This is a genomic window from Neoroseomonas lacus (genome assembly GCF_014644535.1).
Lineage (GTDB): Bacteria > Pseudomonadota > Alphaproteobacteria > Acetobacterales > Acetobacteraceae > Neoroseomonas > Neoroseomonas lacus.
Map to the genome: position 1 here is coordinate 67773 of NZ_BMKW01000011.1, position 24342 is coordinate 92114.

A 24342-nucleotide genomic window follows, 5' to 3' on the forward strand; every position below is an offset into this window, starting at 1 on the left:
CGCGCCATGACAAGGGGTGACGATGATTGAATTGACCGTCAACGGCACCGTTCGCCAAGTCGAGGTGGAAGCCGACACGCCCCTGTTGTGGGTGTTGCGCGAACAACTCGGCCTGACCGGCACGAAATATGGCTGCGGCATCGCCCAATGCGGCGCCTGCACCGTGCTGGTGGACGGGCAGGCGACGCGATCCTGCTCCCTGCCGGTCGAGGCGGCGGTCGGCCAGCCCATCGTCACCATCGAGGCGATCGAGGCGCATCCGGTCGGCGCCAAGGTGGTCGAGGCCTGGGTCGCCGCCCAGGCGCCGCAATGCGGCTATTGCCAATCCGGCCAGGTGATGGCGGCGACCGCGCTGCTCGCCACCACGCCGAAGCCGACGCCCGACGAGATCCGTGAGGCGATGACCAATATCTGCCGCTGCGGCACCTACAACGCCATCGCCGAGGCCATCACCCTCGCCGGGGCAAGCCTGTGAGCGGCGGTCTCGCGGCGGCCTTGCGCGGGGCGATGCCGCCCGGCCGCCCGGTCAACCTGTCGCGCCGGGGCATCTTCGCCGCGGCCGGGGCGGGGCTGTTCCTGGGCCTGGCGATTCCGCTCCGCGCCCCGCGTGCGCAGGGCTCGCAGGGGGCCGCGCTGCGTCATGCCGGCAAGGTCGCCGCCTATCTGCGCATCATGCCCGACGGCACGGTGCAGTTGCAGAACCCCTTCGTTGAGGGCGGGCAGGGCATCGATTCGGCCATCGCGCAGATCGTCGCCGAGGAACTCGACGCCGACCCGGCCGCCTTCTCCGTCACCTGCGCCCCGCCCGGCGAGGATTACCGGGTGATGCAGGGCGGCAATGGGCGCTTCACCGGCGGGTCGTTCTCGGTGCGCTCCTCCTTCGCGCATTTCCGCACCCTGGGGGCGACGGCGCGGGCGATGCTGGTCGCCGCAGCCGCCGAGCGGCTCGCCGTGCCGGCCGAGTCGCTGACCACGGCAGCCGGGCGCGTCATCCAGCCGGGCGGGCGGGAGCTGACCTATGGCGAACTCGCCGCGGCGGCGGCCTTGCTGGCGCCGCCGGCCAATCCGCCGCTGCGCGACCCCGCCGCTTTCCGTGTGATCGGCCAGCCCATCCCGCGGCTGGGGGTGCGGGAACGCTCCACCGGCAAGGTCACCTATGCGATCGACGTGACGGTCGAGGGCATGCTGCTCGCCGCGGTGATGCATGCGCCGCGCGCCGGCGCGGGACCCGCCGCGGTGACCAATGAGGACGCGCTGCGCGCGCTGCCCGGCGTGCACTCGGTGCATCGCTTGCCCGGGGCGGTCGCGGTGGTGGCCAATAGCTGGTGGCGCGCAAGAAGCGCGGTGACGCAGGCGCAGGTAGCCTGGCAGGCGCTGCAGGGCCCGGTGATGGAGGCGGATTTCACCGCCGAGGCGATGCTCGGCCGACTCAAGGCCGCCGCCGGCACCCAGGGCAACACCGCCGAGGAAGCCGGCGAGGTCACCCCCGCCTTCGCCGCCGCGGCGCGCGTCATCGAGGCCCAATATGACGCGCCCTACCTCGCCCATGCCCAGATGGAGCCGCCCTCGGCCACCGCGCGCTTCAACGCCGATGGGACGCTCGATGTCTGGGTGCCGAACCAGGCGCCGGACCTGTTCCAGGCCAGTGCTGCCCGCGTAGCGGGGATCGAGACCGACAAGGTGCGGCTCCATTCCCCGCCGCTCGGCGGCTTCTTCGGCCGGCACTTCGCCTATGGCTCGGGCAATGCGCATCCGCAGGCGATCCTGCTGGCCAAGGCCACCGGCCGGCCGGTGAAGGTGATCTGGAGCCGCGAGGAGGAATTCGCCCGCGACGCCTATCGCCCGCTCACCTTCGCCACTTTCCGCGCCGGGCTGGACGCGGCCGGGCAGATCGTCGCCTTCCAGGCCGCCGGCTATGGCGAGGGGCCAATCACGCGGCATTTCGGCAGCGGCGGGCTGGGCAACCCGCCGATCGACGGGTCGATCATGGAAGGGCTGACGGGCAAGCCCTATCGCTTCGCCACCAAGCGGATTGAATTCGTGCCGGTGCCGCATCCGCCGGGGGTCAATCTCGGCTTCTGGCGGTCGGTCGGGCATTCGATGAACGACTTCTTCTTCGAGAGCTTCCTCGACGAGGTCGCTGGCGCCGTCGGGCAGGACCCCTTCGCGCTGCGCCTGGCGCTGGTTTCGCACAGCGAGCGGCACCAGGCGCTGTTGCGCGGCGTGGCCGAGCTGGCCGGCGGCTGGCGGAGCGGGCCCTTCGACGCGCCTGATGGCACGCGGCGCGCCCGCGGCGTGGCGATGGCCTCGCCCTTCGGCACGGAGGTCGCGACCATCGCCGAGGTCTCCGTCAGCGATGGGGAAGTTGTGGTGCATGATCTGTGGGTCGCGATCGACCCCGGCCGCGCGGTCAATCCGCGTACCATCGCCGAACAGGTGCAGTCGGCAGCCGCGATCGGCCTGTCCTCGGCACTGTCCGAGGAGATCCGCTTCGAGGGCGGGGAGGTGGCGACGCGCAACTACGACACCTACCGCGTGCTGCGACGCGACCGCATGCCGCGGGTGCATGTGCGCGTCATCGAAAGCGGCGCGCCGATGGGCGGGATCGGCGAACCTGGGACGCCGGGGGTGCCGCCGGCGGTGGCGAATGCGATCTTTGCACTGAACGGGCAGCGGCTGCGCAGCATGCCGTTTGGGCGGACACGGCTGTCGGGGGCTTGATCTGGCAATTCGAGAGGGGCGCCGCCCCTCTCCAAACCTCACCCCGCCAGGGTGCCGGGCACCTTGGACCGCCGGAACCGGGTTTGGGGCATGGAGGCAACGGCGGCGTGGTGAAGGGCGGTCGGGCACCATGCCCCGCCCCGGTATCGGGCGCAGCGCATCGCTCGTTCGCGCGGCGTGCCCGCCCCGCTCAATACCAGGTGCTGGGCCGGGGCGGTCGAGTCCATTCGTGAAGGCCGTGCCGGGCACGGGCGTTCCTTCGGGTACCCGTCCAGCCTGTCATGCACTGAGCCAGGTATCGGTTTCCAAAGGCCTCGGGCCTTTGATGGGGTGGCTTGGAGGGGCAACGCCCCTCCAATCTTCGCGCCAATGGGGCAGAGCCCGTCCCGGTTCCGACCGCGACGCGCGTGACACACCCCTGGCCCCCGCCCGCCGCCCATGCTGGATTGCCCGCCCAACAATTTCGGGAATCACAGCCCCATGACCGTCGGCTTTCGCATCGCCCCCGTTACCCAACGCGTTGGTCCGGCGCTGATCGCCCGCGCCGCGGCGCTGCCTGCCGCTAATATCGGCGATGTCATGAGCCGTATGCAGACCATGCGCGGCGGCTTCCGCCCCTTCGGCGGCAGGAAGGTCATCGCCGGCCCGGCCTTCACCGTGCGCGCCCGCGCCGGCGACAACCTGCTGCTGCACCACGCCTGCGACATGGCCGCGCCCGGCGACATCATCGTCGGCGATGGCGGCGGTGACCTCGCCATCGCGCTGATGGGCGAGCTGATGATCGGCCACGCGCTGACGCGCGGCGTGCAGGGCATCGTGCTTGATGGCGCGGTGCGCGATGTCGAGGCACTGGCGGCGATGGATATCGGCGTCTGGGCCTGCGGCGCGACGCCCTCCGGCCCCTACAAGGACGGCCCCGGCGAGATCGGCCACCCGATTTCCTGCGGCGGCCAAGTGGTGATGCCGGGCGACCTGATCGTCGCGGATGCCGATGGCGTGGTGGTGGTGCCGCGCGCCGAGGCGGCCGAGGTCATCGCCCTGGCCGAGGCGCACAACGCCAAAGAGCAGAAGGCGCAGGCGGCGATCGACGCGCGCAGCTATGACCGCGCCTGGGTGCTGGAGATGCTGCGCGCCAAGGGCTGCGCCGGCGCGTGAGCCGGCGTCCTGGCCTCAGGCGCCGCCTCCGCGTGCTTGGCTTGCGCGCCGTGCACTGAGGCACGGGCCGCGGCGGGACGTCTCGGCGCGGTCGCGCTGTACGCTCGCGGCCCGATGCCGCGCACCGGGCCGAATGGTGCGGCGGGCGATACCGTCGCGCCCGACACAAAAGAGGGCCGGGGAACTCTTCCCCGGCCCTTCGGCATTGGCGCCGGCTGGCGTCAGGCCGTCTGCGTCTGCTGGATCGCCGAGAGCATCCAGTTGCCGCCCGGGCCCTTGCGCACGAAGGTCCACAGCTCGGTCGCCTCGGTGCGCACCGTGGTGCTGCCCTCGACCAGCTTGTTGGTCGCGTTGTCGAAGGTCGCATCCAGCATCGAGAAGCGCATCGCGACGGTGGCGTAGTCCTCGCCATCCTCGCTCCAGGCTTCCGACAGATCGCCCTGTTCAAGCTTCACGTCGCGCGTCTCGTTGCGCCAGTTGCGCGCTTCGAGGTCGCGCAGATCCTGCGCGAAATACGACACCATCTCGGGCGTCGAGACGGCGCGCAGCGCGGACAGGTCGCGCTTCGACCAGGCGATGTTGACGGCCTGCAGCGTCCGCTCGAAGGCCTGGAAGTCGCCCGGACCGATATTGACCGGCGCCGCGGCTGGGGCCGCCCCCTTCATGCCGCCCAGACCACCGAACTGCTTCGCCTCGGGCTGCGGCTGGAAGGCGTAGCCCGGCTGCGGCCCGCCGGCGGTGGCGGCACGGCGGCCGCGGATCAGCCGCACCACGAACATCACGGCGAAGCCGATCAGCGCGATCTGCAGCAGCATGCCGAGCATGGCGCCGAAGCCCGCCCCGCCGCCGAACAGGCCGAAGCCGAGCAACCCGCCGATCAGTCCGCCGGCCAGCAAGGCACCGCCGAACGACCCGAGGAAGCCGCGCTGCGGCGAGGCCACGCCGGGCGTCATGCCCGGGCGGGTCGGCGTGCTGGGCGTCGTCGCGGTGCGGCCGAAGGTCTGCGCGCTGCCCGGCGCGGTCTGCGTCGGCGGCGGTGCCGAATAGGTCCGGCTGCCGCGGCTGCCCGAGGAGGTGCTGCCGCCCGGCCGTGCCTCGGCCATGAACGGCGCGAGGACGAGGGCAACGGCGGCGAAGGCCGTCAGGAAGGCTGCGATGCGGCGCATGGGTCTTGGCGTCTCCGACATGAATTTCTGGCAATATAGGCGATCTGCTCGCCGATTTCGATGGGCATGCGCGCAACACTTCCTTCACCCGCCTTGCCGGATGCTCGGCGGGCGCGCGGACTGTCCCGCCGCGCCTCCGCAGGATGCAGGGTATGACACGGCAGGAAAATTCCGCCGCCGTTGGCGATGCCGGCGCGCCGACGGGGCCCGGCGCCGATGCGGTCAGGCGCGCCCTGCGCGGGCCGCCTGGCCGCGTGGCGTTGCGCCTTGCCGCACCTGGCCTGCCGGCCCGGCGGCGAGTCGCCCTGGCACTGCTCGAGGAAGCCGGCCGGCCGCGTGGCGGTAGCGTGATCGAGACCGCCGCGGGCGAATTGCTGCTCACCGAGGCGGAGGCCGCCGACGGCGCGCGTGTCGCTGCCCTGCTCGAACGGCTCTTGGGCGCGGCGCCGGAGCGACTCGACCTGCCCGATGCGGTGGCGATCCTGCTCACCCTGCCGGGGCTGGTGCCGGCCGCCGCCGCCAACGCCACCGCGCCCCTCGCCACGCGGATCGAGGCGCTGGCCGATGCCGTCACGCTGCCGGCGCTGCTGCGCCGGGAGGGCGTGCTGCATCTGGCCGCCGGGGCGCCGCAACGCTTGGTATTGCTGCGGTTGCGGGTGCCGGTCGAGGCGCTGGCGCCGCATCTGGGCGCCGCCGGGGCGGATGCCGATCTCGCGCGCCACGCGCATGACCGGCTCTGCGGACGCCTGCTCACCGAGCTTGCAGAGCCGCCGCGGCGGGATGAGCTGCTCGGCACCATCCCCACCGTGCCGCTGCTGATCGACCTGCCGCTGGCGCTGCTGCCCGACATGCCGGTGGCGAGCGGGGAGGACGACGCGGCCGCCGTCGCGCCCGCGCTGATCGCCACGCTCTCGGCGGCGGAGGCGATGGCCGACGGCCTCGCTCTGCGCCGCGCGGCATTGCGCCGGGCGGGGTGGGGGTTGGCGGTGCGAGGCCTCGATGCCGCCGCCCTCGCGCTGCTGGTCCCCGAGGCCTTGCCTGCCGACCTGTTGCTGCTGCGCTGGTCGCCGGCGATGGCCGAGCGGACGGCGGCCAGCGCGCTGCGCCGGGTGGACCCGGCGCGGCTGGTGCTGACGCGCTGCGACGGCGCGGCGGCGCTGGAATGGGGGGTCTCGGTCGGCATCACGCGCTTCGCCGGCAGCTGGATCGAGGCGCTGCTCGCCGCCCGACGGATGGCGGCCTGCCCGCAGGCGGGCGCCTGCACGCGCAGTGCCTGCGCCGCGCGCGCCGCCGCCGCCACGCCGGCGGGCCGTGCCGGCTGCGCGAACCTGTCGCTGCTCGCCGCGCTGCTGCCGATGGAGGCCGCGCCATGATCCTCGACGAGGTGCCGGTCCTGGGCGCGCTCGGCACGCCGCCCGGCGCTGCCGGTGCCGTTGCCCTGGCCGGGCTGGTGCGGGAGACCGTCGCTGCCGGGGTGGAGCGGCGGGTGCTGCTGTTTCGCCCGTCGCGCCTCGCCCCGGTGCGGCGCCATGGGCCGCAATTCGCGATGCTGGTGGGGGCGTGGGAGGGGCTGCGCCGCACCTCGCGCACGCGGGTCTTCGACCTGCCGCGCGGCGGGCTGGTGGCGGTCGAGGCGATGCCTGGTCATCACCTGGCCGAGACCGAACGCATCCTTGCCGGAATGCTGGAACCGCAGGAGGCGGCCGCCTCTGTCAGCCTGTTGCGGCTGCCTGACCAGGCCGCGGCGGTGTTGGCGGCGGTCGAGGAAGCGCTGGGCCTGCTTGCCGCCGTGCGAGCGGCCGCGCCCCCGCCGGCGGGCCGTGCCCCGGATGGCGACGCGATCGCCGCCGCCGAACGGGCACTCGCCTCGGCCGATGTCTCCGCCTTCCTGCGGCGGCGGAAGGTCTGCCGCCTGGTGCCTGGCGGCGGCGCGCCGGAACCGTTGCGCGAGGACCGGCGCCTGTCCCTGCTGGATGTCCGGGATGCGCTGCTGCCGGGGACCGAACTGGGCCTGGCGCCGGGGTTGGCGCGGCGGTTGCGGCGCGTGCTCGACCGCCGGCTGCTGGCCGGGCTGGCGCGCACCGAGGAACTGCGCGGGATCGGGCCGCTGAGCCTCGCCTTGGGGGTGGATGCGGTCACTTCGCCGGATTTCCTGCGCCTGGACGCGTTGTGGCCGGCGGCGCTGCGCGGTGCGCTCACCGTCGCCCTGGCGGCGGAGGAGGCGGCGATCGACCCGGTGGGCTTCGTCTTCGCGCGGGACCTGCTGCTGGCGCGCGGGCATCGGCCGATGCTGGAGGCGGCGGGGCCGGGGGCGCTGCTGGCGGTGCCGCCGGCCCGGGCGGGGATCGGCCGGGTGCGGCTGCGCTGGTCGGAGGCCTTGCCGGCGCTGGGCACGCCGGCGGCGGAGGCGCTGCGCGCCGCTTTTCCGGGCGAACGCGATGCTGTCGAGCTGTCGGGGGTCGATCGTCCCGCCGCCATTGCCTGGGGCTGGGAGATGGGCATCACCCTGTTCCAGGGCCGCCTGGTGGAGAGCCGCCGGCCAACGGGTTGAGCCTTGGCGCGCGGCGCCGGAGGGCCGATATGCGGCAGCATGGAAACGCCGGCGCTGCTCGTCGAGGGCCTCACCAAGACCTATCGCCCCGGCGACACGCCGGCGGTGGACGGGCTGACCTTCACCATGCCCATGGGCGAGACCTGGGGGCTGCTCGGTGGCAATGGGGCGGGGAAGTCGACCACCATCGCCATGCTGCTCGGGTTGCTGGTGCCGAGCGGGGGGCGCGTGGTCGCGCTCGGCCACGACATGGCGACGGACCGCTTCGCCGCGCTGGCGGGGATGAACTTTTCCTCGCCCTATATCGCGCTGCCGCACCGGCTCACGGTGGACGAGAATCTGCGCGTCTATGCGCATCTTTATGGCGTGCCGGACAGCAAGCGTCGCATCGCCGAACTGGTCGAGGAATTCGCCCTCGGCGATTTCGCCAAACGCCCGGCGGGGCAGCTTTCGGCCGGGCAGAAGACGCGGGTCGCGCTGGCCAAGGCACTGATCAACCGGCCGGCATTGCTGCTGCTGGATGAACCGACGGCGAGCCTCGACCCCGATACCGGCGATTGGGTGCGCAGCGCGTTGGAACGCTATCGGGCGGAGAGCGGCGCGGCGATCTTGCTGGCCAGCCACAACATGGCGGAGGTGGAGCGGCTCTGCTCCCACGTGCTGATGCTCAAGGGCGGCAAGGCGGTCGATGCGGGCAGCCCGGACGACCTGCTGCGCCGCTATGGGCGCGACGACCTGGAGGAGGTGTTCCTCGACATCGCACGCGGCCGGGCGAGGGAAGAAGCATGACCGGCATGGTGATCCCGACGAGGCCGCAGGGGTCGTCCGCGCGGCGCATCTGGGGGCTGATGTTCCGCCACCTGGCGCTGTACCGGCGCTCGTGGCCGCGGCTGCTGGAGCTGATGTACTGGCCGGTGCTGCAGATGGTCGTGTGGGGCTTCATCACCGCTTATCTCGCGGGGGTGCAGGGCAATACCGCCTCGGTCGCGGCCGGGGTGCTGCTCGGCGGCGTGCTGCTGTGGGAGGTGACACTGCGCAGCCAAATGGGCTTCGCCATCTCCTTCCTCGAGGAAGTCTGGTCGCGCAATCTCGGGCATCTGTTCGTCTCGCCGCTGCGGCCGTGGGAATTGGTGGCGGGGCTGGCGGCGATGAGCGTGTTGCGCACCGTCGCGGCGGTGCTGCCGGCCATGGTGCTCGCCTTCTTCCTGTACGGCTTCGGGGTGTGGACGCTGGGCCCGGTGCTGGTCGCCTACGTCTTTGCGTTGATGGCGATGGGCTGGGCGGTGGCACTCGCCGTCACCGCGCTGATCCTGCGCCATGGCGCCGGGGCGGAGGCACTGGCCTGGGGCGTGATGTTCGGCATCGCGCCCTTCGCGGCGGTGTTCTACCCGGTGGCGATCTTGCCGACCTGGCTGCAGCCGGTGGCGCTGGCCATTCCGGCGGCGCATGTCTTCGAGGGCATGCGCGCGGCGTTGATGGGCGGCACCATCGCCTGGGGGCACCTGGGCTGGGCGTTGCTGCTCGATGTGGTGTGGATGGCGGTGGCGGCGTGGATCTTCCTCGCGCAGTTCTATGCGGCGCGGGTCCGTGGGGCGCTGCTCAACATCGGGGAGTGATGCGGGGCCGCCCGCCGCATCGGCACGGCGGGCCGGCGAAGGATCGTCAATCCGGTGCGAGCGGCATCGCCAGGCGCCGTTCTGTCACGCTGCGGCCCCATTGTTCCGCGACGACCTCCTCCGTCAGGACGAAGCCGGCGCTGGCGTAGAGATGCGCGGCGGCGTCGAGGCCGGCCAGCGTCCAGAGATGGATTTGCGGTGCGGCGATACGTTGTGCCTGTGCGATCGCCTCGTCGAGCCAGCGGCGGCCCAGGCCTTTGCCGCGCAGCGCGGGGTCCATGATGAACCAGCGCAGATGGGCCGAGGCGGGGTCCTCGCCGCAATCCAGCACGAGCGAACCGAGCACGCGGCCGTCGCCCGTGGCACAGCGGAACAGGTCCCGCGCCGGATCGAAACGCAGCAGGAAGTCGCCGAGCTCGCGCGCCACCTTCGCTTCGAAGAAGGCGCCGAAGCCATGGCTCGCGGCATAATGGCGCGCATGCAGGGCGGCGATGTCGCCGATCGCGCCGGGGGTCCAGGCGTCATGGGTCGTGATGTCCATGTGGTGATGATAGCGCGCCTGCGGCCTCTCCCAATCCCCGCCGTGCTGGGGTAGAGGAGGCGCGTGACCCCAACACGATTTTTCCTTGTCCGCCACGCGCTGGTGGAGCCCTCCGCCCGCGCCGTGCTCTATGGCTCGATGGATGTCGCCCTGTGCGACCTGGCCTTGCGGGAGGAGGCGGCGTCGTATCGTTGGCTCGCCCGGCGGCTGCCGCAGCCGGCGCGCTGGTTCGTCACCAGCCTGTCGCGCACGCGCTTCACCGCCGCTGCCATCTTCGCCGCCGGCTATCCGGAATCCGCGCTGGAGCAAGAAGCCGATCTCGCCGAGCAGCATCTGGGCGAGTGGCAGGGCATTCCGCATGATGCGCTGCCGGCGCTGCTGACGCATCCGGCGCACCCCTTCTGGCCGCATGGCGGGGAGGAGCACCCGCCCGGCGGCGAATCCTTCCGCGAGGTGCAGGCACGCGTCGCCGCCGTGATGGAACGCATGGCGACGCTGCTGGAAGGCCAGGATGTGGTGATCGTCGCCCATGGCGGGTCGATCCGCGCCGTGCTCGCCCATGCGATGGGCCTGACGCCGGACCAGGCGCTGATCTTCAGCATCAAGAACCTGTCGCTGACGCGGGTCGAGAAACACGGTCCGGATTGGCGCGTCGCGGCGGTGAATGAGGAACCCTGGACACCGCCCGCGACGGAAGATTGAGCGGGCAGGACTGCCCCGGTCACGCATCTGCCATCGCGAAACCTTTGTCTTGCCCCGATAGACCGGTTAGAACATTGCCCCATCAATGGCTTGGGGGGTTTGGTTCATGCGCCGTCTTGCGTTTTTCGCCTTCGCCGCGCTGAGCCTCGTCTTCGGCGCGCGCGAGGCCCGCGCCCAGGGGGACCAGCAATCGCTCGTCGATCGGGCCACGCTCGCCTTGCACGAGGTGATGGACCTCGGCGAGGCGACGGCCGATGCGCGCTCGATGCTTGGCCGCGCCCGGGCGGCGATGATCTGCCCGCGCGTGTTTCGCGCCGGCTTCATTTTCGGCGCCCAGGGCGGCGATTGCGTGCTGGTCGCGCGCGATGGCAATGGGTCCTGGTCCTCGCCGGCCTTCTACACCATGGGCGGCGGGTCGATCGGCTTCCAGGCCGGCGTGCAGGATGCCCAGGTCCTGATGCTGATCATGAACGACAAGGCGCTTGAGGCGCTGCTGGAGCATCATTTCAAGTTCGGTGCCGATGCGGGCGTGGCGCTCGGCACGCTGGGGCGCGGCATTTCGGGTTCGACGACCGCGGCGGTGGGCGCGGATATCGTGACCATCGCGCGGGCACGCGGGTTGTTCGCCGGCGTCTCGCTGGATGGCAACTACCTCGACCCCCGCGCCGAATGGAACCGCGCCTATTTTGGCCGCGACGTCTCGGCGAACCAGATTGTGGTTGATATGGCGGCACATAACCCCGGCAGCGACCCGCTGCGCGCGGCGTTGATGCGGCTGTCCGAGGCGCCGGCCGCCAGCGAGGCGCCCCCGCAGGGTTCCGCCGCGCCGGTGCCGCAAGGCTCGGCCGCGCCGCGCGAGGTGATCACGCCCGCCCCCGGCAATAGCGGCACGCCGCAGGTGCGGACCGAGAGTCTGCCCTCGCCGCCGCGCGGGACGCGGTAATCAGGGCTGGAGGGCGTCACCCCTCCAGACCGCCCGACCGACTGATCGTGCCCGGCGTGGCAGATGCCCGGAATCGTCATGGCCGATGCCTTGCGCCCCGGCTGGTTGGCGCGCCATCTCGTTAGGTGATGCGGCACGCTGCGACAGGGGCCCGGCGCCCGGGCCACCCGAAGGGCGAGGCGTGTCATCGGAGACCGGCATGACCCCGAGACACGCGCGCAGCCCCGCCGCCGCGCGACCATGAACCGGCCGTTGTTTGCTCCCGCCCTGGCTGGCGCGGCGGCGACCTGTTCCGGCATCGGCCTCGCACGCTTCGCCTATGTCCCGTTGTTTCCGGCGATGGTCGCGGCGGGCTGGGTGGATGGCGCCGGCGCGGGTCTGCTCGGCGCGTTGAACCTCACCGGCTATCTGATCGGCGTGCTGTCGGCGCGCTCGGTGGCGCGGGCGCTGTCGGTGCCGCGAGCGCTGGATCTCGGCATGGGCTTGGCCGCGCTGGCGGCGGCCTGCTGCGCCTGGCAGGGCGGCCTCGCCTGGCTGGGCGTCTGGCGCTGCCTAGCCGGGATCGCCGGTGGCGTGTTGATGGGGCTGGCCGGGCCGGCGGTGCAGGCCGTGGTCCCACCGCAGCGACGCGGCGTGGCGGGCGGGTTGGTGCTGCTGGGCGTGGGGTCGGGCATCACGCTTGGCGCCTTGCTGGTGCCGGCGCTAGTGGTCGGGCAGGGGGTCGCGGCCGCCTGGCTGGGGCTCTCGGCGACGACGTTGCTGTTGTGGGCGGCGGCGCGGCGCTTCTGGCCGACGCCACCGCCGATGGCGGCGCAGACCCGCCAGCACGGGACGTTGCCGCCGGTGGGCAAGCTGGTGCTGTCCTACGGGTTGTCGGGCGCGGGGCTGGTGCCGCCGATGGTCTACCTGGCCGACCTCGCGGCGCGAGGGCATGGGCTCGGGCTGCAGGCGGGCGGGTTGATGTGGGTGGTGTTCGGCGTCGGCGCGGTCTCCGGCAGCCTGGCGGGCGGCGCCTTGGCGGATCGGCTTGGCGGGCGACGCGCGATGGTGCTGGCGCTGTCGGTGCAGGTGGCGGCGCTGGGCGGCGCGCTGTTGCCGGGGGTGCCGTGGCTGGTGGTCTCAGGGCTGCTGTCGGGGGTGGCGGCGGTCAGCGTGACGGCGGTGGCGTTGGCTGCCGCACGGGAACGCGCAGGGGCACAGGCCGGGCTGGTCTGGGTGCGCACCACGGCGGCCTTCGCGGTGGCGCAGGCGGTGACGGGCTTCGCCATGGCGGCGCTGTTCGGCGCAACCGGGGAAAGCCATGCGGCGATCTTCGCGGCCGGGCTAGGGCTGTCAGTACTATCGCTGCTGGTGGCGATGGCGGATCGGCCGACGGAGCGGTGACAGTGAAGGCCGGATGGGGCTTTGCCCCCTCCGGACCACCTCCACCAAAGGCCCGGGGCCTTTGGAATGCCGTCATCGGGTGCCGGGCGCCGTGGGTGCACTGGTGGGCAGCAGTGTGCGATGGGCGCCGCGGCCAAAGAAGATCCGCGGCGCCGGGCCCGACGCGTCCACCACCCTGCCCAGCGCCAAGTATTGGTGTCCAGAGGCCCTTAGGCCTTTGGTGGGGAGGGGTCCGGGGAGGGGCAAAGCCCCTCCACCGTCTTCCTGTCCTCAAGCGCAAGGACGGCGCCCCGCCCATTCACTTCAGCCGCCAGATCTCCACCGGCCCGCGTTCCTCGTAGACCACCGAGGCGAGGTCGTAGCGTTCTGCCAGCGCGTCCTCGATCATCGCCGCGATGCGGGGGCGCACCCGCGGCCACCAGCCGCGATCGACCACGATGGCCTGCGGATTGCTGGCCAGGATGCGGGCGACTTCCTCATTCGGGTCGATGCCGGTGACGCGCCAATGCTGGCCGACGAGCTGCCCGGGGAAGGCGTAGCGCGTCGCCAGCCCGGCATTGGCCATGACGTAGAGCACCGGGTGGTAGTTCGCGACCCAAATCTTGTCGCCCGGTTCGATCTCGCGGCGAATGGCGGCGGCGACCTCGCGCACCGGGTCGGGACCGCCGAGGCCGATCGCGCCGTAGAGTTCCGGCACGGTCGAGGAACGCCAGGCATCCATCGTCACGCCGCCGACCAGCAGGGCGAAGGCCGGTACCACCAGCCCGGCCCGTGCCGAATGTGCCAGCCGCCGCGCACCCAGGGCGGCGAGCAGGCAGAGCGGCGGCAGCCAGATCAGGTAATAGTGCTGGTAGTACATCCCCGGCATCACCACCGCCCCGGTGGCGGCGATGAACCAGGCGACGGCGACCCAGCGCAGCAGCGCGACCGGCCCGCGCTTGACCCGTGGGCGGATCAGCGCCGGCAGCAGCAGGGCGAAGGCCCAGAGCAGGATCATCACCACGATCAGCGTGAAGCGGCTGGCGTCGGTGATGGGGATTCGGCCGCCGGCATAGCGCAGCGGGGCAATGAAGGTGCCGGTGATGAAGGCGTCGAGCTCGCCCCGCAGCAGATAGGCGAAGCCCAGCAGCAGCGTCGGCAAGGCACAGAGCACGGTATAGACCGCCGCATAGCCAAGCACGCGGCGCCAGCGCATGAGCCCGCGCAGCACCGGCGGACCGACCAGTAGCAGCCAAGCCAGGCAGCCCTCGAAGACCGAGACCGGCTTGATCGCCAGTGCGCAGCCGATCAGCAGCCCCATCGCCACGATCTTGATGAAGGGCGGCGCCTCGTCGTGTTCGAAGGCACGGCGTGCGCTGCGCAGGCCGAGCGCCATCGACCAGGTGACGAGCGGCGCGAAGAGGATCTCGGTATTGGTGGCGAGCCCGCCCAGCAGCGTCGAATGCGCGAGGTACAGCAGCCCGGCGGCCAGCCCCAGCGCCGGTGGCGCGGTGGCAAAGCGCACGATGGCGAAGAGCCCCCAGGCGGTCAGCCAGGTGCCGACCAGGCCGAGCATGCGCGGCACCCAGATCGCCTCGCCGAATAGCCACATGATGGAGGCGAACAGTGCCGGCGCGCCGACCGGGTGCATGTCCCACACGCCGACCAGCGGCCAGTTGCCGTGCAGCCATTCGCGCGCCTGCACCATGTACAGGCCTTCGTCGGTGTCGATCACCGCGGGGACGAAGGCGAAGGCGCGCAACAGGCCCGCCGCAACTAGCAGCAGCAGCGGCACCGCCGCGCCGCGCAGCAGCCGCCGCATGCGGGGGGAGGGCGCGGTAAGGCCGGGCGCCGGCGCGGGTGTGAGCGCAGGTACGGGCCGGCTGAGGATGGAACTGTCCGGGCTCATGGCTGTCTCCGCGCGCGCCTTACAGCGCGGGGCGGAGGTCCTTCCAGGGCGCGGCGCGTTCATAGGCGGCGGCGGCGCGGTAGATCGTCGCCTCGTCGAAGAAACGCCCGACCAGCTGCAGGGCAAGCGGCAGCCCCTCGGCCTTGGACAGACCGCACATCATCGTCATGGCCGGGTGGCCGGTGACGTTGAAGGGAGTTCGGGCCTGGCGGGGATAGGTGATCTCGACCGCCTCGGGGTCGTCGATGCGGCAGGCCGGGTCCATGCTGGAGGCGGTCAGCAGCAGGTCGACGCCCGCGAAGGCGGCCTCGACGGCGGCGATCAGTTCGCGGCGGCGGCGCTGCGCCTGGACATAGTCCTCGGCGCGGACGAACAGGCCGGGGGCGAGGCGCTTGCGCGTCAGGTTGGAATAGCCCTCCGGCGCCTCGCGCAACCAGCGCCCATGGATGGCGGCGGCCTCGCCCATCAGGATGGCGCGGTTCACGCCGGCGAATTCGTTCAGCGAAGGCAGGGTGATGTTTTTCATCGTCGCCCCCTCCTTCGCCAGCAGCTTCGCCGCGGTTTCGAGGGCGGCGGCGACTTCCGGCGCGGCGGGCTGGTCCGATTCATGGAAATGGCGGACGAAGCCGATCGTCAGGCCCTTCAGGCCCTTCTTCATGTGGCGGCCGTAATTCTCCGCCTTGTGGGCGGCGGAGCCCGGGTCCTGCACGTCATGGCCGGCCATCACCGAGAGCAGCATGGCGTTGGAGGCGACGTCCTTGGTCATCGGCCCGACATGGTCGAGCGTATAGGCGAGCGGGAAGACGCCGCGGCGCGAGACGAGGCCGTAGGTCGCCTTCATACCGACGATGCCGCAATGGCTCGCCGGGTGGCGCACCGAGCCGCCGGTATCGGTACCGAGGGCGGCGGGCAGAATGTTCGCGCCGACGATCGACCCCGACCCGGAGGAGGAGCCGCCCGGATGGTGCGCCGTGTTCCATGGGTTGCGCGCCGGCGGAAAGGGCAGGTCGAAGGCCGGGCCGCCGATGGCGAATTCATGGGTGGCGAGCTTGACCGGGAACAGGGCGCCGGCGGCGCGCAGCCGGGCGACCACCGCCGCGTCCTCGGTCTTCATGTTGGTGAGCAGGTGGCGCGAATGGCAGGTGGTGACCTGGCCGGCGAGGTCGATGATGTCCTTCAGCCCGACCGGCAGCCCGTCGATGGGCGAGCGCGGCCCGGAGCGGGCGATGCGCCGCCCGGCCTTCTTCGCCTCATCCCGCGCGGCATCCCACAGCGGCAGGATGGTGGTGTTCAGCCGCGGTTCCAGCGCGTCGAAGCGGGCGCGCAGCGCGTCGAGATACTCGAGCGGAGCGATCCGGCGCTTCGCGATGGCGGCGGAGGCTTCGGCGAGGGTCAGTTCATGCAATTCGCCGTGCATCACCGGGCGGCCTTGGTAGCGGGGACGACATAGGCCGGGATCGGCTCGGCGCGCTCGTCCGACGGGTGGGTGAAGGCGCCGGCCAGGCGGCGGGCATGGCTCACGGCCTCGGCGATCTCGGCCTCGCGACCGAGCCACTTGTCCCCCAGGCCCGCCGCGCGGGCGAGCGCCTCATCCTCGGTCATGCCTCAGCCATCCTTGTCCCTGCTTGCGTGCCAACCTGCCGCAAAAGGGGCTGACGCGGAAGTTATCGGTGCCGGATGGCTTTGCTGTGGTCGCCCTGTGGTCGCGCTGTGGCGAGGATCAGGCGGGCGTTGCCTGCCGCATCACCCCCGCGAGCAGCGTATAGGCGGCGGTCCAGGCCTCTTGCGCCTCGGTGGTCCAGGCCGGGCCGAGGCCCTGTTCCAGGGTCCAGAACAGGGCGGCGCCGACGCTGTCATACTGGCTGTCGGCCACGCCATAGCCGGCGTGGCGGCGGGCCAACGCCTGCGCGGCGGGGATGATCTCCTCCGGCCGCGACAGGCCGGCGACCACGACGCCCAGCATGGTCATCAGCTTGCGCTTCTGTTCCGGCAGGGTCTCGGCCTTGAACAGCGGGCGGGCCGTGGGGTCGATCTCGAACAGCCGATCGTAGAACAGGTTGGCGGCGGTGTCGGCAATCGGCACCACCTGCTTCCAGGTCGTCTGCACGATGCGCGTCTGGTCGGGGGACATGGTCGTTCCTGTATCGGGTGAGAGGGTCAGCATGGCGCAGCGTCATGGCGCGTTGCAGCAAGGATTGTTGCCGGCACGGAAAAAAGATGGGGGCGGCAGCCGTCTGGCGCCGCCCCCGAAGGCTGGCGGCCCGATAAAGGGGGGCCGGGGCACCGGGAGGGAGGAACCCGGGCCGTCCAGGATGTCGGGGCGGCAGAGCGCCCCGGCAGGAGCATTCTGCCACAGGACCAATTGCCGAACCGTTGCCAAGATCACCACGCAATCTTCGCGACCGCGACGTTCCGGCCTATGGGTTGGGACATGACGCATGCGCCCAAGCTGCCCCTCGCCGGGCTGAAGATCGTCGAGCTCGGCCACTACATCGCCGCGCCCTTCGCCACCCGACTACTCGCGGACCTCGGCGCCGAGGTGGTGAAGGTGGAACCGCCGGGCGGCGACCCGGTGCGTGGCTGGGGCAGTTCAGTCGACGGCAATGCCGTGTGGTTCAGCGTGCATGGGCGCAACAAGCTGTCTGTGACGCTCGACCTGAAGAAGCCGGAGGACCGGGCGAAGCTGGTGGCGCTGCTCAAGCGCGCCGATGCGCTGGTGGAGAATTTCCGCGCCGGTTACCTCGAACGCATCGGGCTCGGGCCGGATGTGCTGCATGCGGAGAACCCACGGCTGATCATCGGGCGGATTTCCGGCTACGGCCAGGAAGGGCCCTATCGCGACAAGCCGGCCTTCGGCGCCATTGGCGAGGCGATGGGCGGGTTGCGTCACCTGACCGCCAATCCGGGCCAAACGGAATACGCGCCGCCGCGCTGCGGCGTGTCGATCAGCGACGACCTCGCCGGCATGTATTGCGCCATGGCGGTGGTCGCCGCCTGTTGGGAAGTGAAGGGCAATCCGGCGGCCAGGGGCCGCGTGGTGGATGTCGACCTGGTCAGCAGCGTGTTCTCGCTGATGGAGGGCATGCTGCCGGAATACGGGCTGTTCGGCTGGGTGCGGCAGCCGCAGGGCGCGGCGATCAAGACCGCAGCGCCGACCAACACCTATCCCTGCGCGGATGGGAAGTGGCTGTGCATCGCCGGCAATTCCGACCTGATCTTCAAGCGGCTGATGGCGGCGATCGGCAAGCCCGAATTGGCCGCCGACCCGCGCTTCGCCACCAATGCCGGGCGCTGCGCCGAGGTGGGCGAACTCGACGCCGCGATTGCCGACTGGACGCGCACGAAGACCGGCGCCGAGGCCGAGGCGATCCTCGAAGCCGCCGAAGTGCCGTGTTCGCGCCTGTTCGACATGGCCGATTGCGCCAATGACCCGCATTTCCGCGACCGCGGCTGGGTGATGGAGGTGGCCGACCCGCTGCTCGGCCCGGTGCTGCACCCGGCCGCGCCGTTCCGCTTCGATGGTGTCACGCCGCAACAAATGGTGCGCTGGCCGGGGGTTGCCGCCGGCGCACATAACGCGATGGTCTTCGAGGCGCTCGAGCGCGGCGAGACCGCGCCACTGACCGCTTCCGCCTGATCCCTGCCTGGAGATTCCCGCCTGATGACTACCGTATCCCTCGCGCCGCAGGGCGCGCGCGCCGCCGTTCGTTTCTGGGGCCTCGCGTTGCTCGGTTCCGCCGCGCTGGCCGCTTCCGCCCAGGTGGCGGTGCCGATGTGGCCGGTGCCGGCGACGATGCAGACGCTGGTGGTGCTGTTGCTCGGCGCCTTCGGCGGGGCGCGCTTCGGCGTGGTGGCGGTGGCGCTCTATCTCGCCGAGGGGGCGGCCGGGCTGCCGGTCTTCGCCCATGGGACGGGCGGGCTCGCCGTGCTGGCCGGGCCGACGGCGGGCTATCTGCTCGGCTTCCTGGCGGCGGCGTGGGTCGCCGGCCATGCCGGGCGCGGCTGGCTGCGCGCCGGGGTGGTGCTGACCGTGGCGCATCTGGTGGTGTTCATCCCGGGTGTCGCCTGGCTGGCCGGCTTTGTCGGGGTCGAGCGCGCCATCGCGGCGGGGTTCGGAGCCTTCGTGCCTGGGCTGGTGGTGAAGACGGCGCTGACGCTGGTGCTGCTACGGGCGGCCCGGCGGGTCTAACGGCGGCCTTGTGGCGGCGGGCGCAGCCTTGCGTTGCCGCCGCCCCGCGCCGGGGATACACCGGTCCCAACGCCCATGGGCCGGAGGAAGGAATAGTCGGATGACCGAGACCGCCATCATCAGCGAGGTCGCGCCGCGCGACGGCATCCAGTCGATCACCGGCGCGCTGGTCAGCACCGAGGCCAAGATTGCCCTGATCCAGGCCTGCTACGATGCCGGGCTGCGGCGCATGGAGGTCGGCTCCTTCGTCTCGCCCAAGGCGATCCCGCAAATGGCGCAGACCGAGGTGGTGCTCGCCGCCTGCAGGAAGATGCCGGGGCTGGAATCGACCGTGCTGGTGCCGAACCGCCGCGGCTTCGACACCGCCATCGAGCATGGCGCGGACCGGCTCGGTTTCTTCATGTCGGCGACGGCCGGGCACAACAAGGCGAACCTCAACCGCACGCGGGAGGAGAGCTTCGATGAGTTGGCGAAACTGGTGCAGGACACGCCGAAGGGCACGCTGATCCGCTTCAACCTGTCCTGTGTGTTCCATTGCCCGTTCGACGGCGTGGTGCCGGAGGCCGAGGTGATGCCTTGGATCGAGCGCATCGTCGCGCTGAACCCGGAGATGGAGATCGCGCTCGCCGACACCACCGGCAATGCGAGCCCCGACCAGGTCTCCCGCGTGTTCCGCCACGCCATCGGCACCTGGGGTAATCGCTTCGCCTTCCACGGCCATGACACCTACGGCATGGGCGTCGCCAATGTCTCCGCTGCCTGGGAAGCCGGCTGCCGGGTGTTCGACAGCGCGGCGGGCGGCATCGGCGGCTGCCCCTTCGCGCCCGGTGCGACCGGCAATGTGGCGACCGAGGATGTGGTGTGGATGTTCGGCCGCATGGGTGTCGCCACCGGCGTGGATTGGCGCCGGCTGCTCGTCGCCGCCGACATGGCCGCCGCGATTCCCGGCGCGGTGCCCGGTGGGCGCATGCGCGCGGTGCCGGCGGCGCGGCTGGCGGCGTGACGCGGCGCCTGGCCGCCTCGCGCGCCCTTTCGCGGGCGGTCCGGGCACCCAATCTGTCGGGGCGTATGCGATACGCTTCCGCCCTGGTCGTTCTGCTGCTCTCGGCCGCCTGTGCGCCGGAGGGCTTGGCGCCTGACGGCGCCGGGCCGGGGCCTGCCGCGGCCAGTGAGGACGGCACGATCGTCACCGATTACGGCGGCGGGACGGCGCCCGTGGCGCAATATGTCCGCCGCTCCGACGGCACCGCCGTACCTGTTCAGACAGCCCCCGCCACGCCGCCCGGCGCCCCGGCCGCCACCCCTGGTAAGCCGGCGCCGAATGATGCGGTGGCCGAAGCCCCCGACCGCGCGGATCGGCGGGAAGGGCGGCCGATCGGCACCGGCTCGGCCTTTGCCGTCGCCACCAACGGGCTGGCGGTGACCAATGCCCATGTCGTGCGCGGCTGCCGGTCCGTGACGGATGACCAGGGGCGGCCGGTACGCATCGTGGCGATGGATCGCGGCCGGGACTTGGCGCTGATCAATGTGGGGCACAGCTTCCCCTCGGTGGTGCGGTTCCGCGACCGCGCCACGGTGGACCTCGGCGAGACCGTGTTGGTGTTCGGCTTCCCCTACGGGCAGGCGCTCGGCACCGGCATCAATGTCACCAACGGCATCGTCACCGGGCTAGCGGGGCCGGGTGGCGATGCGTCGCGCTTCCAGATGAACGCGGCGGTGCAGCCGGGCAATTCCGGCGGGCCGGCGGTCGACGATGCGGGGCTGCTGCTGGGCGTCGCGGTGGGCCGGCTGAACGACATCGCCGTGTTGCGCGCCACCGGCAGCCTGCCGCAGGGCGTCAACTTCGCCATTCGCGCTGCGCAGGTGGAAGGGTTCCTCGCCGAGCAGGGCGTGCGGCCGGAGCGTGGGTCGGGTGGCGGCGGCACCGGGGCGCGGGCCGTCTCGGCGGCCGTGGCCCCAGCGGTGTTCCAACTGCTCTGCCGCGGGTGAGCGGCATCACACCCTTGTGCCCGGCATCTGCCGCAACCTTACCTTGATTAAGGCGCTTTTCACCTCGACTGTGGCGATTGTGCGGTGCGAAGCACTGGCCTGGAGGGTTGCATGTCCGAAGCCGAGACCGAGCGACGCGAGGCTGAGCTGGACCGCCTGCTGAACGATCCGGAGACCCGGATGGACGCCGAACGGGTTTGGGCGATCCTGGCGGAAATCGCGCGCGAGAGGCCGCAGCCGGGCCGATGATGCGCCCGGCCGGGGCGCGGCTTCGACCGTTAAGCCTTTAGCGACGCGATCAGGAATTCGCGGTTGCCTTCCGGCCCGGTGATCGGGCTGGCCTCGATGCCCAGCACGCGCCAGCTTGGCACGGCCGACCACCAGTCGCGGATCATGGCGCAGACCTCCTCATGCACCGCGGGGTCGCGCACCACGCCGCCCTTGCCGACCTTCTCCGGCCCGGCCTCGAATTGCGGCTTGATCAGCGCGACCGCGAAGGCGCCCGGTGCGGCCAGCCCCAGTGCCGCCGGCAGCACCGTGCGCAGCCCGATGAAGGAGGCGTCGCAAACCACCACGCCAGGCGGTTCCGGGATCTGCTCGGCGGTTAGGTGACGGGCATTGGTGCGTTCCAGCACCACCACGCGGGGGTCGTTGCGCAGTTTCCAGTCGAGCTGGCCATGGCCGACATCGACTGCATAGACCTTGGTGGCGCCCTGGGTCAGCAGCACATCGGTGAAGCCGCCGGTCGAGGCGCCGACATCGAGCGCGACGCGCCCCGCCGGCGACAGGCCGAAATGCGCCAGCGCGTGGGCGAGCTTGATGCCGCCGCGGCTGACCCAGGGATGGTCCTGGCCGCGCACCTCCAGTGGCATGCCCTCGGCCAGCAGGTCGCCGGCCTTGGCGACGCGGCGCTCGCCGGAGAACACCTTGCCGGCGAGGATCAGCGCCTGGGCGCGGGTGCGCGATTCCGCGAGGCCGCGTTCCACCAGCACGACATCGGCGCGTTGCTTGGCCATGGTCTCAGCGTGTCGGCGCCGGCGCGTCGGCGACCGGCTTGGGCGGGGCCGGTGGCGGTGCGCCGTGGGTGAGGCCGCGCGCCTGGCAGAGCCAGCACATCGCTCAGCCCCCGAACAGGCGGCCGGAGGCGATGCGCGCGCCCTCGGCCATGCTGCGCATCTTGGCCCACACGACATCGGGCGTGACGCGGCCGCGCCCGGCGGCGGTGTCGAAGCCGCAATCGGTGCCGGCGAGCACGCGCGTCGGGTCGCCCACCGCCTGGGCTGCGCGTTCGAGGCGCTCGGCGACGACTTCGGGGTGTTCGACGAAGTTGGTGAGGGTGTCGATCACGCCGGCGACGAGGATCTGGTCGTCATCCATCGGGTGTTCCGCGATGACGCGGGTTTCGTGCGCGTGCCGCGGATTGGCGAAGGGCAGCACGAAGCCGCCGACGTGCGCCTGGCGGATGATCGGCCAGATCTCGGCGAGCGGCACGTCGAGGTCGTGCGGCGCTTCGTAATTGCCCCAGCAGACATGCAGGCGCATGCGGTCGCGCGGGATGTCGGCGATGGCGGTGTTGATGGTGGCGACGACGCGTTCGACGAAGTCGAGGAAGTCCGCCAGCGGCCGGTCGCGGTAGGAGACGTGGCGTTCCAGCGCGAGGTCCGGGCAGTCGAGTTGCAGCACATGGCCGGCGCGATGGATGGCTTCGTATTCGACGCGCAGGGCGGCGCCGAGGGCGGCGAAATACGCATCTTCTGTGGCGTAGTGGCGGTTCTGCACGATGGAGCCGACGATGCCCGGCGAGGGTGCGGACATGAAGGATTCGACGTAGCGGCCGGCGAGAGGTTGCAGCGCCTGCGCGAAGTCGGCGAGCTCGTCGTCGATCGCCGTGGTATCGGGATAGGCGACGGGGCCGATCGCGGCGGGCAGATGCGCGGTGTTGCTGACCGCCACCTTCTCGGCATTGGCGTCGATGAAGGCCTGCTTGTAGTCGGGGTAGTTGTCGAGGTCGCCGAAGCCGGCGCGGCTGCTTTGCCCGCCAATGCCGGTCAGGCGGTGGCGGATGTAGAGTGCGAAGGAATCGCGTTCCTGCTCGCCATTGTTGATGACGTCGAGGCCGGCTTCGACCTGGCGCGGCAGGATGACGCGGGTCGCCGCCTTGCCTTCGCGCGTGATGTCGGCTTCGTCGACGGCCTCGCCGCGCGTGCGGCGGGCGAAGAGTTCGGTCAACGCCTTCGGGCGCGGCAGGCTGCCGGTATGCGTCGTCAGGATGCGGCCTTCAGAACGGCGCATGGTGATCCTCCCTTATTGTGTCGGGCGCGAGGATGCGTCGCGCGGGCTTGGGGCGCCAGAGGGTCAGGCGCGGAAGCGGTCCAGCGCGGCGCGGTCGATGGTGATGCCGAGCCCCGGGCCTTGCGGCACCGCGACACGGCCATCACGCGCGGCGATGTGGTCGACCAGCAGCGCATCGCGCACCGGATGCGGGGACCTGTCGAGTTCCAGCAGCGGGGCGCGCGGGAACAGTCCCGGCGGATTGTCGGGGATGACGGCGAGAAGGTGCAGCGAGGCGGCGAGCGCCACGCCCGTGCCCCAGACATGCGGGTTCACGCGCATGCCGAAGGCGCTGGCCATGTCGGCGATCTTCTTGAGTTCCGAGATGCCGCCGCAGGCCGCGACGTCGGGCTGTAGGATGTCGGCGGCGCGGCGGGTGATCATGTCGCGGCAGCCCCAGCGGGCGAAGCAGGCCTCGCCGCCCGCGACGGGAATGGGCTGGCGTGCCTTGACCTCGAGATAACCGTCGATGTCCTCGGGCGGCACCGGTTCCTCGAACCAGCCGATGTCGCAGGGCGCGACCGCATTGCCGAAGGCGATGGCGGCCGGGGCGTCATAGGCATGGTTGCAATCGACCAGCAGGCCGACATCCGGGCCGATGGCGGCGCGGAAGGCACGCGTCAGCGCGATGTCCTCAGCGAGGCCCCAGCCGGCTTTCAGCTTCAGCGTGCGGAAGCCTTCCGACAGGCGATGCTCGGCTTCCTCGGTCAGATAGGCGAGATGGTCGTCGCGTTCGCGGCGATAGAAGCCGGTGGCGTAGGCTTCGATCTCCATGCGCAGCGGGCCGCCGAGCAGGCGGTGCACCGGTTCGCCCAGCACCTTGCCGGCAATGTCCCACAGCGCGATGTCGATGGCGCTGATCGCCTCGACGACGATGCCGCGTTGGCCGTGGTCGCGCAGGCGATTGTACAGCGCCTGCCACAGCGCCTCGCGTGCGATGGCGTCCTGGCCGATCAGCAGCGGTGCCAGCCAGGTGACGATCGGCGCGGTGAGTTCCGGTGGGCCGAAGGCCTCGCCCCAGCCGGTGATGTCGTCCTCGGTGGTGATCTCGACCAGCATGGCGCCGCGGCGGCGATACCAGGCTTGCGAATAGGCGAAGGGCTCGGTCAGGTCGGCCATCAGCACATGCGGCTGGACCGCGCGGATGATGGTGCCGCGGGCCATGGC

At 71.5% G+C, this 24342-nt stretch carries 24 protein-coding genes; 15 read left to right on the forward strand and 9 right to left on the reverse strand.

Features of this window, described 5'->3' with window-relative positions:
* Positions 1 to 22 precede the first annotated feature (22 nt).
* From IEY36_RS21125 to IEY36_RS21135, 3 genes are all read left to right on the forward strand, one after another.
* Positions 23 to 475: a (2Fe-2S)-binding protein gene (locus tag IEY36_RS21125; RefSeq protein ID WP_188970538.1), complete on the forward strand. Its 453-nt coding sequence runs from the start codon at positions 23 to 25 to the stop codon at positions 473 to 475.
* The gene (locus IEY36_RS21130) at positions 472 to 2721 is read left to right on the forward strand and encodes a xanthine dehydrogenase family protein molybdopterin-binding subunit (RefSeq protein ID WP_229681470.1); all 2250 of its coding nucleotides are present in this window, start codon (positions 472 to 474) and stop codon (positions 2719 to 2721) included. The genes IEY36_RS21125 and IEY36_RS21130 overlap by 4 nt, the downstream gene beginning before the upstream one ends.
* Before the next feature lie 480 nt (positions 2722 to 3201).
* Entirely contained in the window at positions 3202 to 3876 is a 675-nt protein-coding gene (locus IEY36_RS21135; protein WP_188970540.1) for an RraA family protein, read from the forward strand.
* Between the two features lie 221 nt (positions 3877 to 4097).
* On the opposite strand, the gene IEY36_RS21140 is transcribed toward IEY36_RS21135, so the two are convergent.
* Positions 4098 to 5042 carry a Tim44 domain-containing protein gene (locus IEY36_RS21140; RefSeq protein ID WP_229681471.1) on the reverse strand — a complete coding sequence of 315 codons (945 nt, stop codon included), beginning with the start codon at positions 5040 to 5042 and terminating at the stop codon, positions 4098 to 4100.
* Between the two features lie 152 nt (positions 5043 to 5194).
* Here IEY36_RS21140 and IEY36_RS21145 point away from each other — a divergent pair, with 152 nt between their 5' ends.
* The 4 genes from IEY36_RS21145 to IEY36_RS21160 are packed head-to-tail and all read left to right on the forward strand — an operon-like array spanning position 5195 to position 9209.
* Positions 5195 to 6415 carry a hypothetical protein gene (locus IEY36_RS21145; RefSeq protein WP_188970550.1) on the forward strand — a complete coding sequence of 407 codons (1221 nt, stop codon included), beginning with the start codon at positions 5195 to 5197 and terminating at the stop codon, positions 6413 to 6415.
* Positions 6412 to 7593, forward strand: coding sequence for a hypothetical protein (locus IEY36_RS21150; RefSeq protein WP_188970552.1), 1182 nt, complete (start codon positions 6412 to 6414; stop codon positions 7591 to 7593). The genes IEY36_RS21145 and IEY36_RS21150 overlap by 4 nt, the downstream gene beginning before the upstream one ends.
* A 39-nt stretch (positions 7594 to 7632) precedes the next feature.
* The gene (locus IEY36_RS21155) at positions 7633 to 8382 is read left to right on the forward strand and encodes an ABC transporter ATP-binding protein (RefSeq protein ID WP_188970554.1); all 750 of its coding nucleotides are present in this window, start codon (positions 7633 to 7635) and stop codon (positions 8380 to 8382) included.
* A complete protein-coding gene (locus IEY36_RS21160; protein ID WP_229681472.1) occupies positions 8379 to 9209 on the forward strand; it encodes an ABC transporter permease in 831 nt (276 codons plus the stop codon). The genes IEY36_RS21155 and IEY36_RS21160 overlap by 4 nt, the downstream gene beginning before the upstream one ends.
* Positions 9210 to 9255: 46 nt before the next feature.
* On the opposite strand, the gene IEY36_RS21165 is transcribed toward IEY36_RS21160, so the two are convergent.
* The gene (locus tag IEY36_RS21165) at positions 9256 to 9750 is read right to left on the reverse strand and encodes a GNAT family N-acetyltransferase (RefSeq protein WP_188970556.1); all 495 of its coding nucleotides are present in this window, start codon (positions 9748 to 9750) and stop codon (positions 9256 to 9258) included.
* A gap of 63 nt (positions 9751 to 9813) precedes the next feature.
* On the opposite strand from IEY36_RS21165, the gene IEY36_RS21170 reads away from it, so the two are divergent.
* The 3 genes from IEY36_RS21170 to IEY36_RS21180 all read left to right on the forward strand — a co-directional run bounded on the left by IEY36_RS21170 (position 9814) and on the right by IEY36_RS21180 (position 12778).
* Positions 9814 to 10452 (forward strand): histidine phosphatase family protein, encoded by a 639-nt coding sequence (locus IEY36_RS21170; protein WP_188970558.1) that lies wholly within the window; start codon positions 9814 to 9816, stop codon positions 10450 to 10452.
* A gap of 106 nt (positions 10453 to 10558) precedes the next feature.
* Entirely contained in the window at positions 10559 to 11395 is an 837-nt protein-coding gene (locus IEY36_RS21175) for a lipid-binding SYLF domain-containing protein (protein WP_229681473.1), read from the forward strand.
* 252 nt (positions 11396 to 11647) lie between these two features.
* Positions 11648 to 12778 carry a YbfB/YjiJ family MFS transporter gene (locus IEY36_RS21180; protein WP_188970562.1) on the forward strand — a complete coding sequence of 377 codons (1131 nt, stop codon included), beginning with the start codon at positions 11648 to 11650 and terminating at the stop codon, positions 12776 to 12778.
* Positions 12779 to 13076: 298 nt separating this feature from the next.
* Here the strand turns inward: IEY36_RS21180 and IEY36_RS21185 are convergent, their stop codons facing one another.
* The 4 genes from IEY36_RS21185 to IEY36_RS21200 all read right to left on the reverse strand — a co-directional run bounded on the left by IEY36_RS21185 (position 13077) and on the right by IEY36_RS21200 (position 16797).
* Positions 13077 to 14666: a hypothetical protein gene (locus IEY36_RS21185; RefSeq protein ID WP_188970564.1), complete on the reverse strand. Its 1590-nt coding sequence runs from the start codon at positions 14664 to 14666 to the stop codon at positions 13077 to 13079.
* A 19-nt stretch (positions 14667 to 14685) separates the two neighbouring features.
* Positions 14686 to 16083: an amidase gene (locus IEY36_RS21190; protein ID WP_188970566.1), complete on the reverse strand. Its 1398-nt coding sequence runs from the start codon at positions 16081 to 16083 to the stop codon at positions 14686 to 14688.
* Complete coding sequence (locus IEY36_RS21195; protein WP_188970568.1) at positions 16083 to 16268, reverse strand: hypothetical protein; 186 nt, start codon at positions 16266 to 16268, stop codon at positions 16083 to 16085. Before IEY36_RS21195 ends, IEY36_RS21190 begins: the two co-directional genes overlap by 1 nt.
* Positions 16269 to 16386: 118 nt before the next feature.
* Positions 16387 to 16797, reverse strand: a complete 411-nt coding sequence (locus tag IEY36_RS21200; RefSeq protein WP_188970570.1) for a globin family protein — start codon at positions 16795 to 16797, stop codon at positions 16387 to 16389.
* A gap of 300 nt (positions 16798 to 17097) precedes the next feature.
* Between IEY36_RS21200 and IEY36_RS21205 the strand changes: the two genes are divergently transcribed.
* The 5 genes from IEY36_RS21205 to IEY36_RS21225 all read left to right on the forward strand — a co-directional run bounded on the left by IEY36_RS21205 (position 17098) and on the right by IEY36_RS21225 (position 21093).
* Positions 17098 to 18303, forward strand: a complete 1206-nt coding sequence (locus IEY36_RS21205; protein WP_229681474.1) for a CaiB/BaiF CoA transferase family protein — start codon at positions 17098 to 17100, stop codon at positions 18301 to 18303.
* A 24-nt stretch (positions 18304 to 18327) separates the two neighbouring features.
* On the forward strand, positions 18328 to 18855 hold the full coding sequence (locus IEY36_RS21210; protein WP_188970574.1) for a biotin transporter BioY: 528 nt from the start codon (positions 18328 to 18330) through the stop codon (positions 18853 to 18855).
* A gap of 100 nt (positions 18856 to 18955) precedes the next feature.
* Positions 18956 to 19858, forward strand: coding sequence for a hydroxymethylglutaryl-CoA lyase (locus IEY36_RS21215; protein WP_188970576.1), 903 nt, complete (start codon positions 18956 to 18958; stop codon positions 19856 to 19858).
* A 65-nt stretch (positions 19859 to 19923) separates the two neighbouring features.
* Entirely contained in the window at positions 19924 to 20844 is a 921-nt protein-coding gene (locus IEY36_RS21220) for a S1C family serine protease (RefSeq protein WP_188970578.1), read from the forward strand.
* 111 nt (positions 20845 to 20955) lie between these two features.
* A complete protein-coding gene (locus IEY36_RS21225; RefSeq protein ID WP_188970580.1) occupies positions 20956 to 21093 on the forward strand; it encodes a peptide chain release factor 1 in 138 nt (45 codons plus the stop codon).
* A 29-nt stretch (positions 21094 to 21122) separates the two neighbouring features.
* On the opposite strand, the gene IEY36_RS21230 is transcribed toward IEY36_RS21225, so the two are convergent.
* The 3 genes from IEY36_RS21230 to IEY36_RS21240 all read right to left on the reverse strand — a co-directional run bounded on the left by IEY36_RS21230 (position 21123) and on the right by IEY36_RS21240 (position 24339).
* Entirely contained in the window at positions 21123 to 21860 is a 738-nt protein-coding gene (locus IEY36_RS21230; RefSeq protein ID WP_188970582.1) for a TlyA family RNA methyltransferase, read from the reverse strand.
* 103 nt (positions 21861 to 21963) lie between these two features.
* Positions 21964 to 23136 (reverse strand): cobalamin-independent methionine synthase II family protein, encoded by a 1173-nt coding sequence (locus tag IEY36_RS21235; protein ID WP_188970584.1) that lies wholly within the window; start codon positions 23134 to 23136, stop codon positions 21964 to 21966.
* A 63-nt stretch (positions 23137 to 23199) separates the two neighbouring features.
* Positions 23200 to 24339, reverse strand: coding sequence for a mandelate racemase/muconate lactonizing enzyme family protein (locus tag IEY36_RS21240; protein WP_188970586.1), 1140 nt, complete (start codon positions 24337 to 24339; stop codon positions 23200 to 23202).
* Between the last annotated feature and the right edge of the window lie 3 nt (positions 24340 to 24342).

What these genes read in the sequence shown, in the direction of transcription:
- IEY36_RS21225 (WP_188970580.1), top strand. Translation starts at nt 20,956, where the DNA reads ATGTCCGAAGCCGAGACCGAGCGACGCGAGGCTGAGCTGGACCGCCTG.
- IEY36_RS21185 (WP_188970564.1), bottom strand. Translation starts at nt 14,666, where the DNA reads ATGAGCCCGGACAGTTCCATCCTCAGCCGGCCCGTACCTGCGCTCACA.
- IEY36_RS21145 (WP_188970550.1), top strand. Translation starts at nt 5,195, where the DNA reads ATGACACGGCAGGAAAATTCCGCCGCCGTTGGCGATGCCGGCGCGCCG.
- IEY36_RS21235 (WP_188970584.1), bottom strand. Translation starts at nt 23,136, where the DNA reads ATGCGCCGTTCTGAAGGCCGCATCCTGACGACGCATACCGGCAGCCTG.
- IEY36_RS21175 (WP_229681473.1), top strand. Translation starts at nt 10,559, where the DNA reads ATGCGCCGTCTTGCGTTTTTCGCCTTCGCCGCGCTGAGCCTCGTCTTC.
- IEY36_RS21220 (WP_188970578.1), top strand. Translation starts at nt 19,924, where the DNA reads ATGCGATACGCTTCCGCCCTGGTCGTTCTGCTGCTCTCGGCCGCCTGT.
- IEY36_RS21160 (WP_229681472.1), top strand. Translation starts at nt 8,379, where the DNA reads ATGACCGGCATGGTGATCCCGACGAGGCCGCAGGGGTCGTCCGCGCGG.
- IEY36_RS21165 (WP_188970556.1), bottom strand. Translation starts at nt 9,750, where the DNA reads ATGGACATCACGACCCATGACGCCTGGACCCCCGGCGCGATCGGCGAC.
- IEY36_RS21195 (WP_188970568.1), bottom strand. Translation starts at nt 16,268, where the DNA reads ATGACCGAGGATGAGGCGCTCGCCCGCGCGGCGGGCCTGGGGGACAAG.
- IEY36_RS21230 (WP_188970582.1), bottom strand. Translation starts at nt 21,860, where the DNA reads ATGGCCAAGCAACGCGCCGATGTCGTGCTGGTGGAACGCGGCCTCGCG.
- IEY36_RS21135 (WP_188970540.1), top strand. Translation starts at nt 3,202, where the DNA reads ATGACCGTCGGCTTTCGCATCGCCCCCGTTACCCAACGCGTTGGTCCG.
- IEY36_RS21240 (WP_188970586.1), bottom strand. Translation starts at nt 24,339, where the DNA reads ATGGCCCGCGGCACCATCATCCGCGCGGTCCAGCCGCATGTGCTGATG.
- IEY36_RS21150 (WP_188970552.1), top strand. Translation starts at nt 6,412, where the DNA reads ATGATCCTCGACGAGGTGCCGGTCCTGGGCGCGCTCGGCACGCCGCCC.
- IEY36_RS21155 (WP_188970554.1), top strand. Translation starts at nt 7,633, where the DNA reads ATGGAAACGCCGGCGCTGCTCGTCGAGGGCCTCACCAAGACCTATCGC.
- IEY36_RS21140 (WP_229681471.1), bottom strand. Translation starts at nt 5,042, where the DNA reads ATGCGCCGCATCGCAGCCTTCCTGACGGCCTTCGCCGCCGTTGCCCTC.
- IEY36_RS21205 (WP_229681474.1), top strand. Translation starts at nt 17,098, where the DNA reads ATGACGCATGCGCCCAAGCTGCCCCTCGCCGGGCTGAAGATCGTCGAG.
- IEY36_RS21210 (WP_188970574.1), top strand. Translation starts at nt 18,328, where the DNA reads ATGACTACCGTATCCCTCGCGCCGCAGGGCGCGCGCGCCGCCGTTCGT.
- IEY36_RS21215 (WP_188970576.1), top strand. Translation starts at nt 18,956, where the DNA reads ATGACCGAGACCGCCATCATCAGCGAGGTCGCGCCGCGCGACGGCATC.
- IEY36_RS21190 (WP_188970566.1), bottom strand. Translation starts at nt 16,083, where the DNA reads ATGCACGGCGAATTGCATGAACTGACCCTCGCCGAAGCCTCCGCCGCC.
- IEY36_RS21200 (WP_188970570.1), bottom strand. Translation starts at nt 16,797, where the DNA reads ATGTCCCCCGACCAGACGCGCATCGTGCAGACGACCTGGAAGCAGGTG.
- IEY36_RS21125 (WP_188970538.1), top strand. Translation starts at nt 23, where the DNA reads ATGATTGAATTGACCGTCAACGGCACCGTTCGCCAAGTCGAGGTGGAA.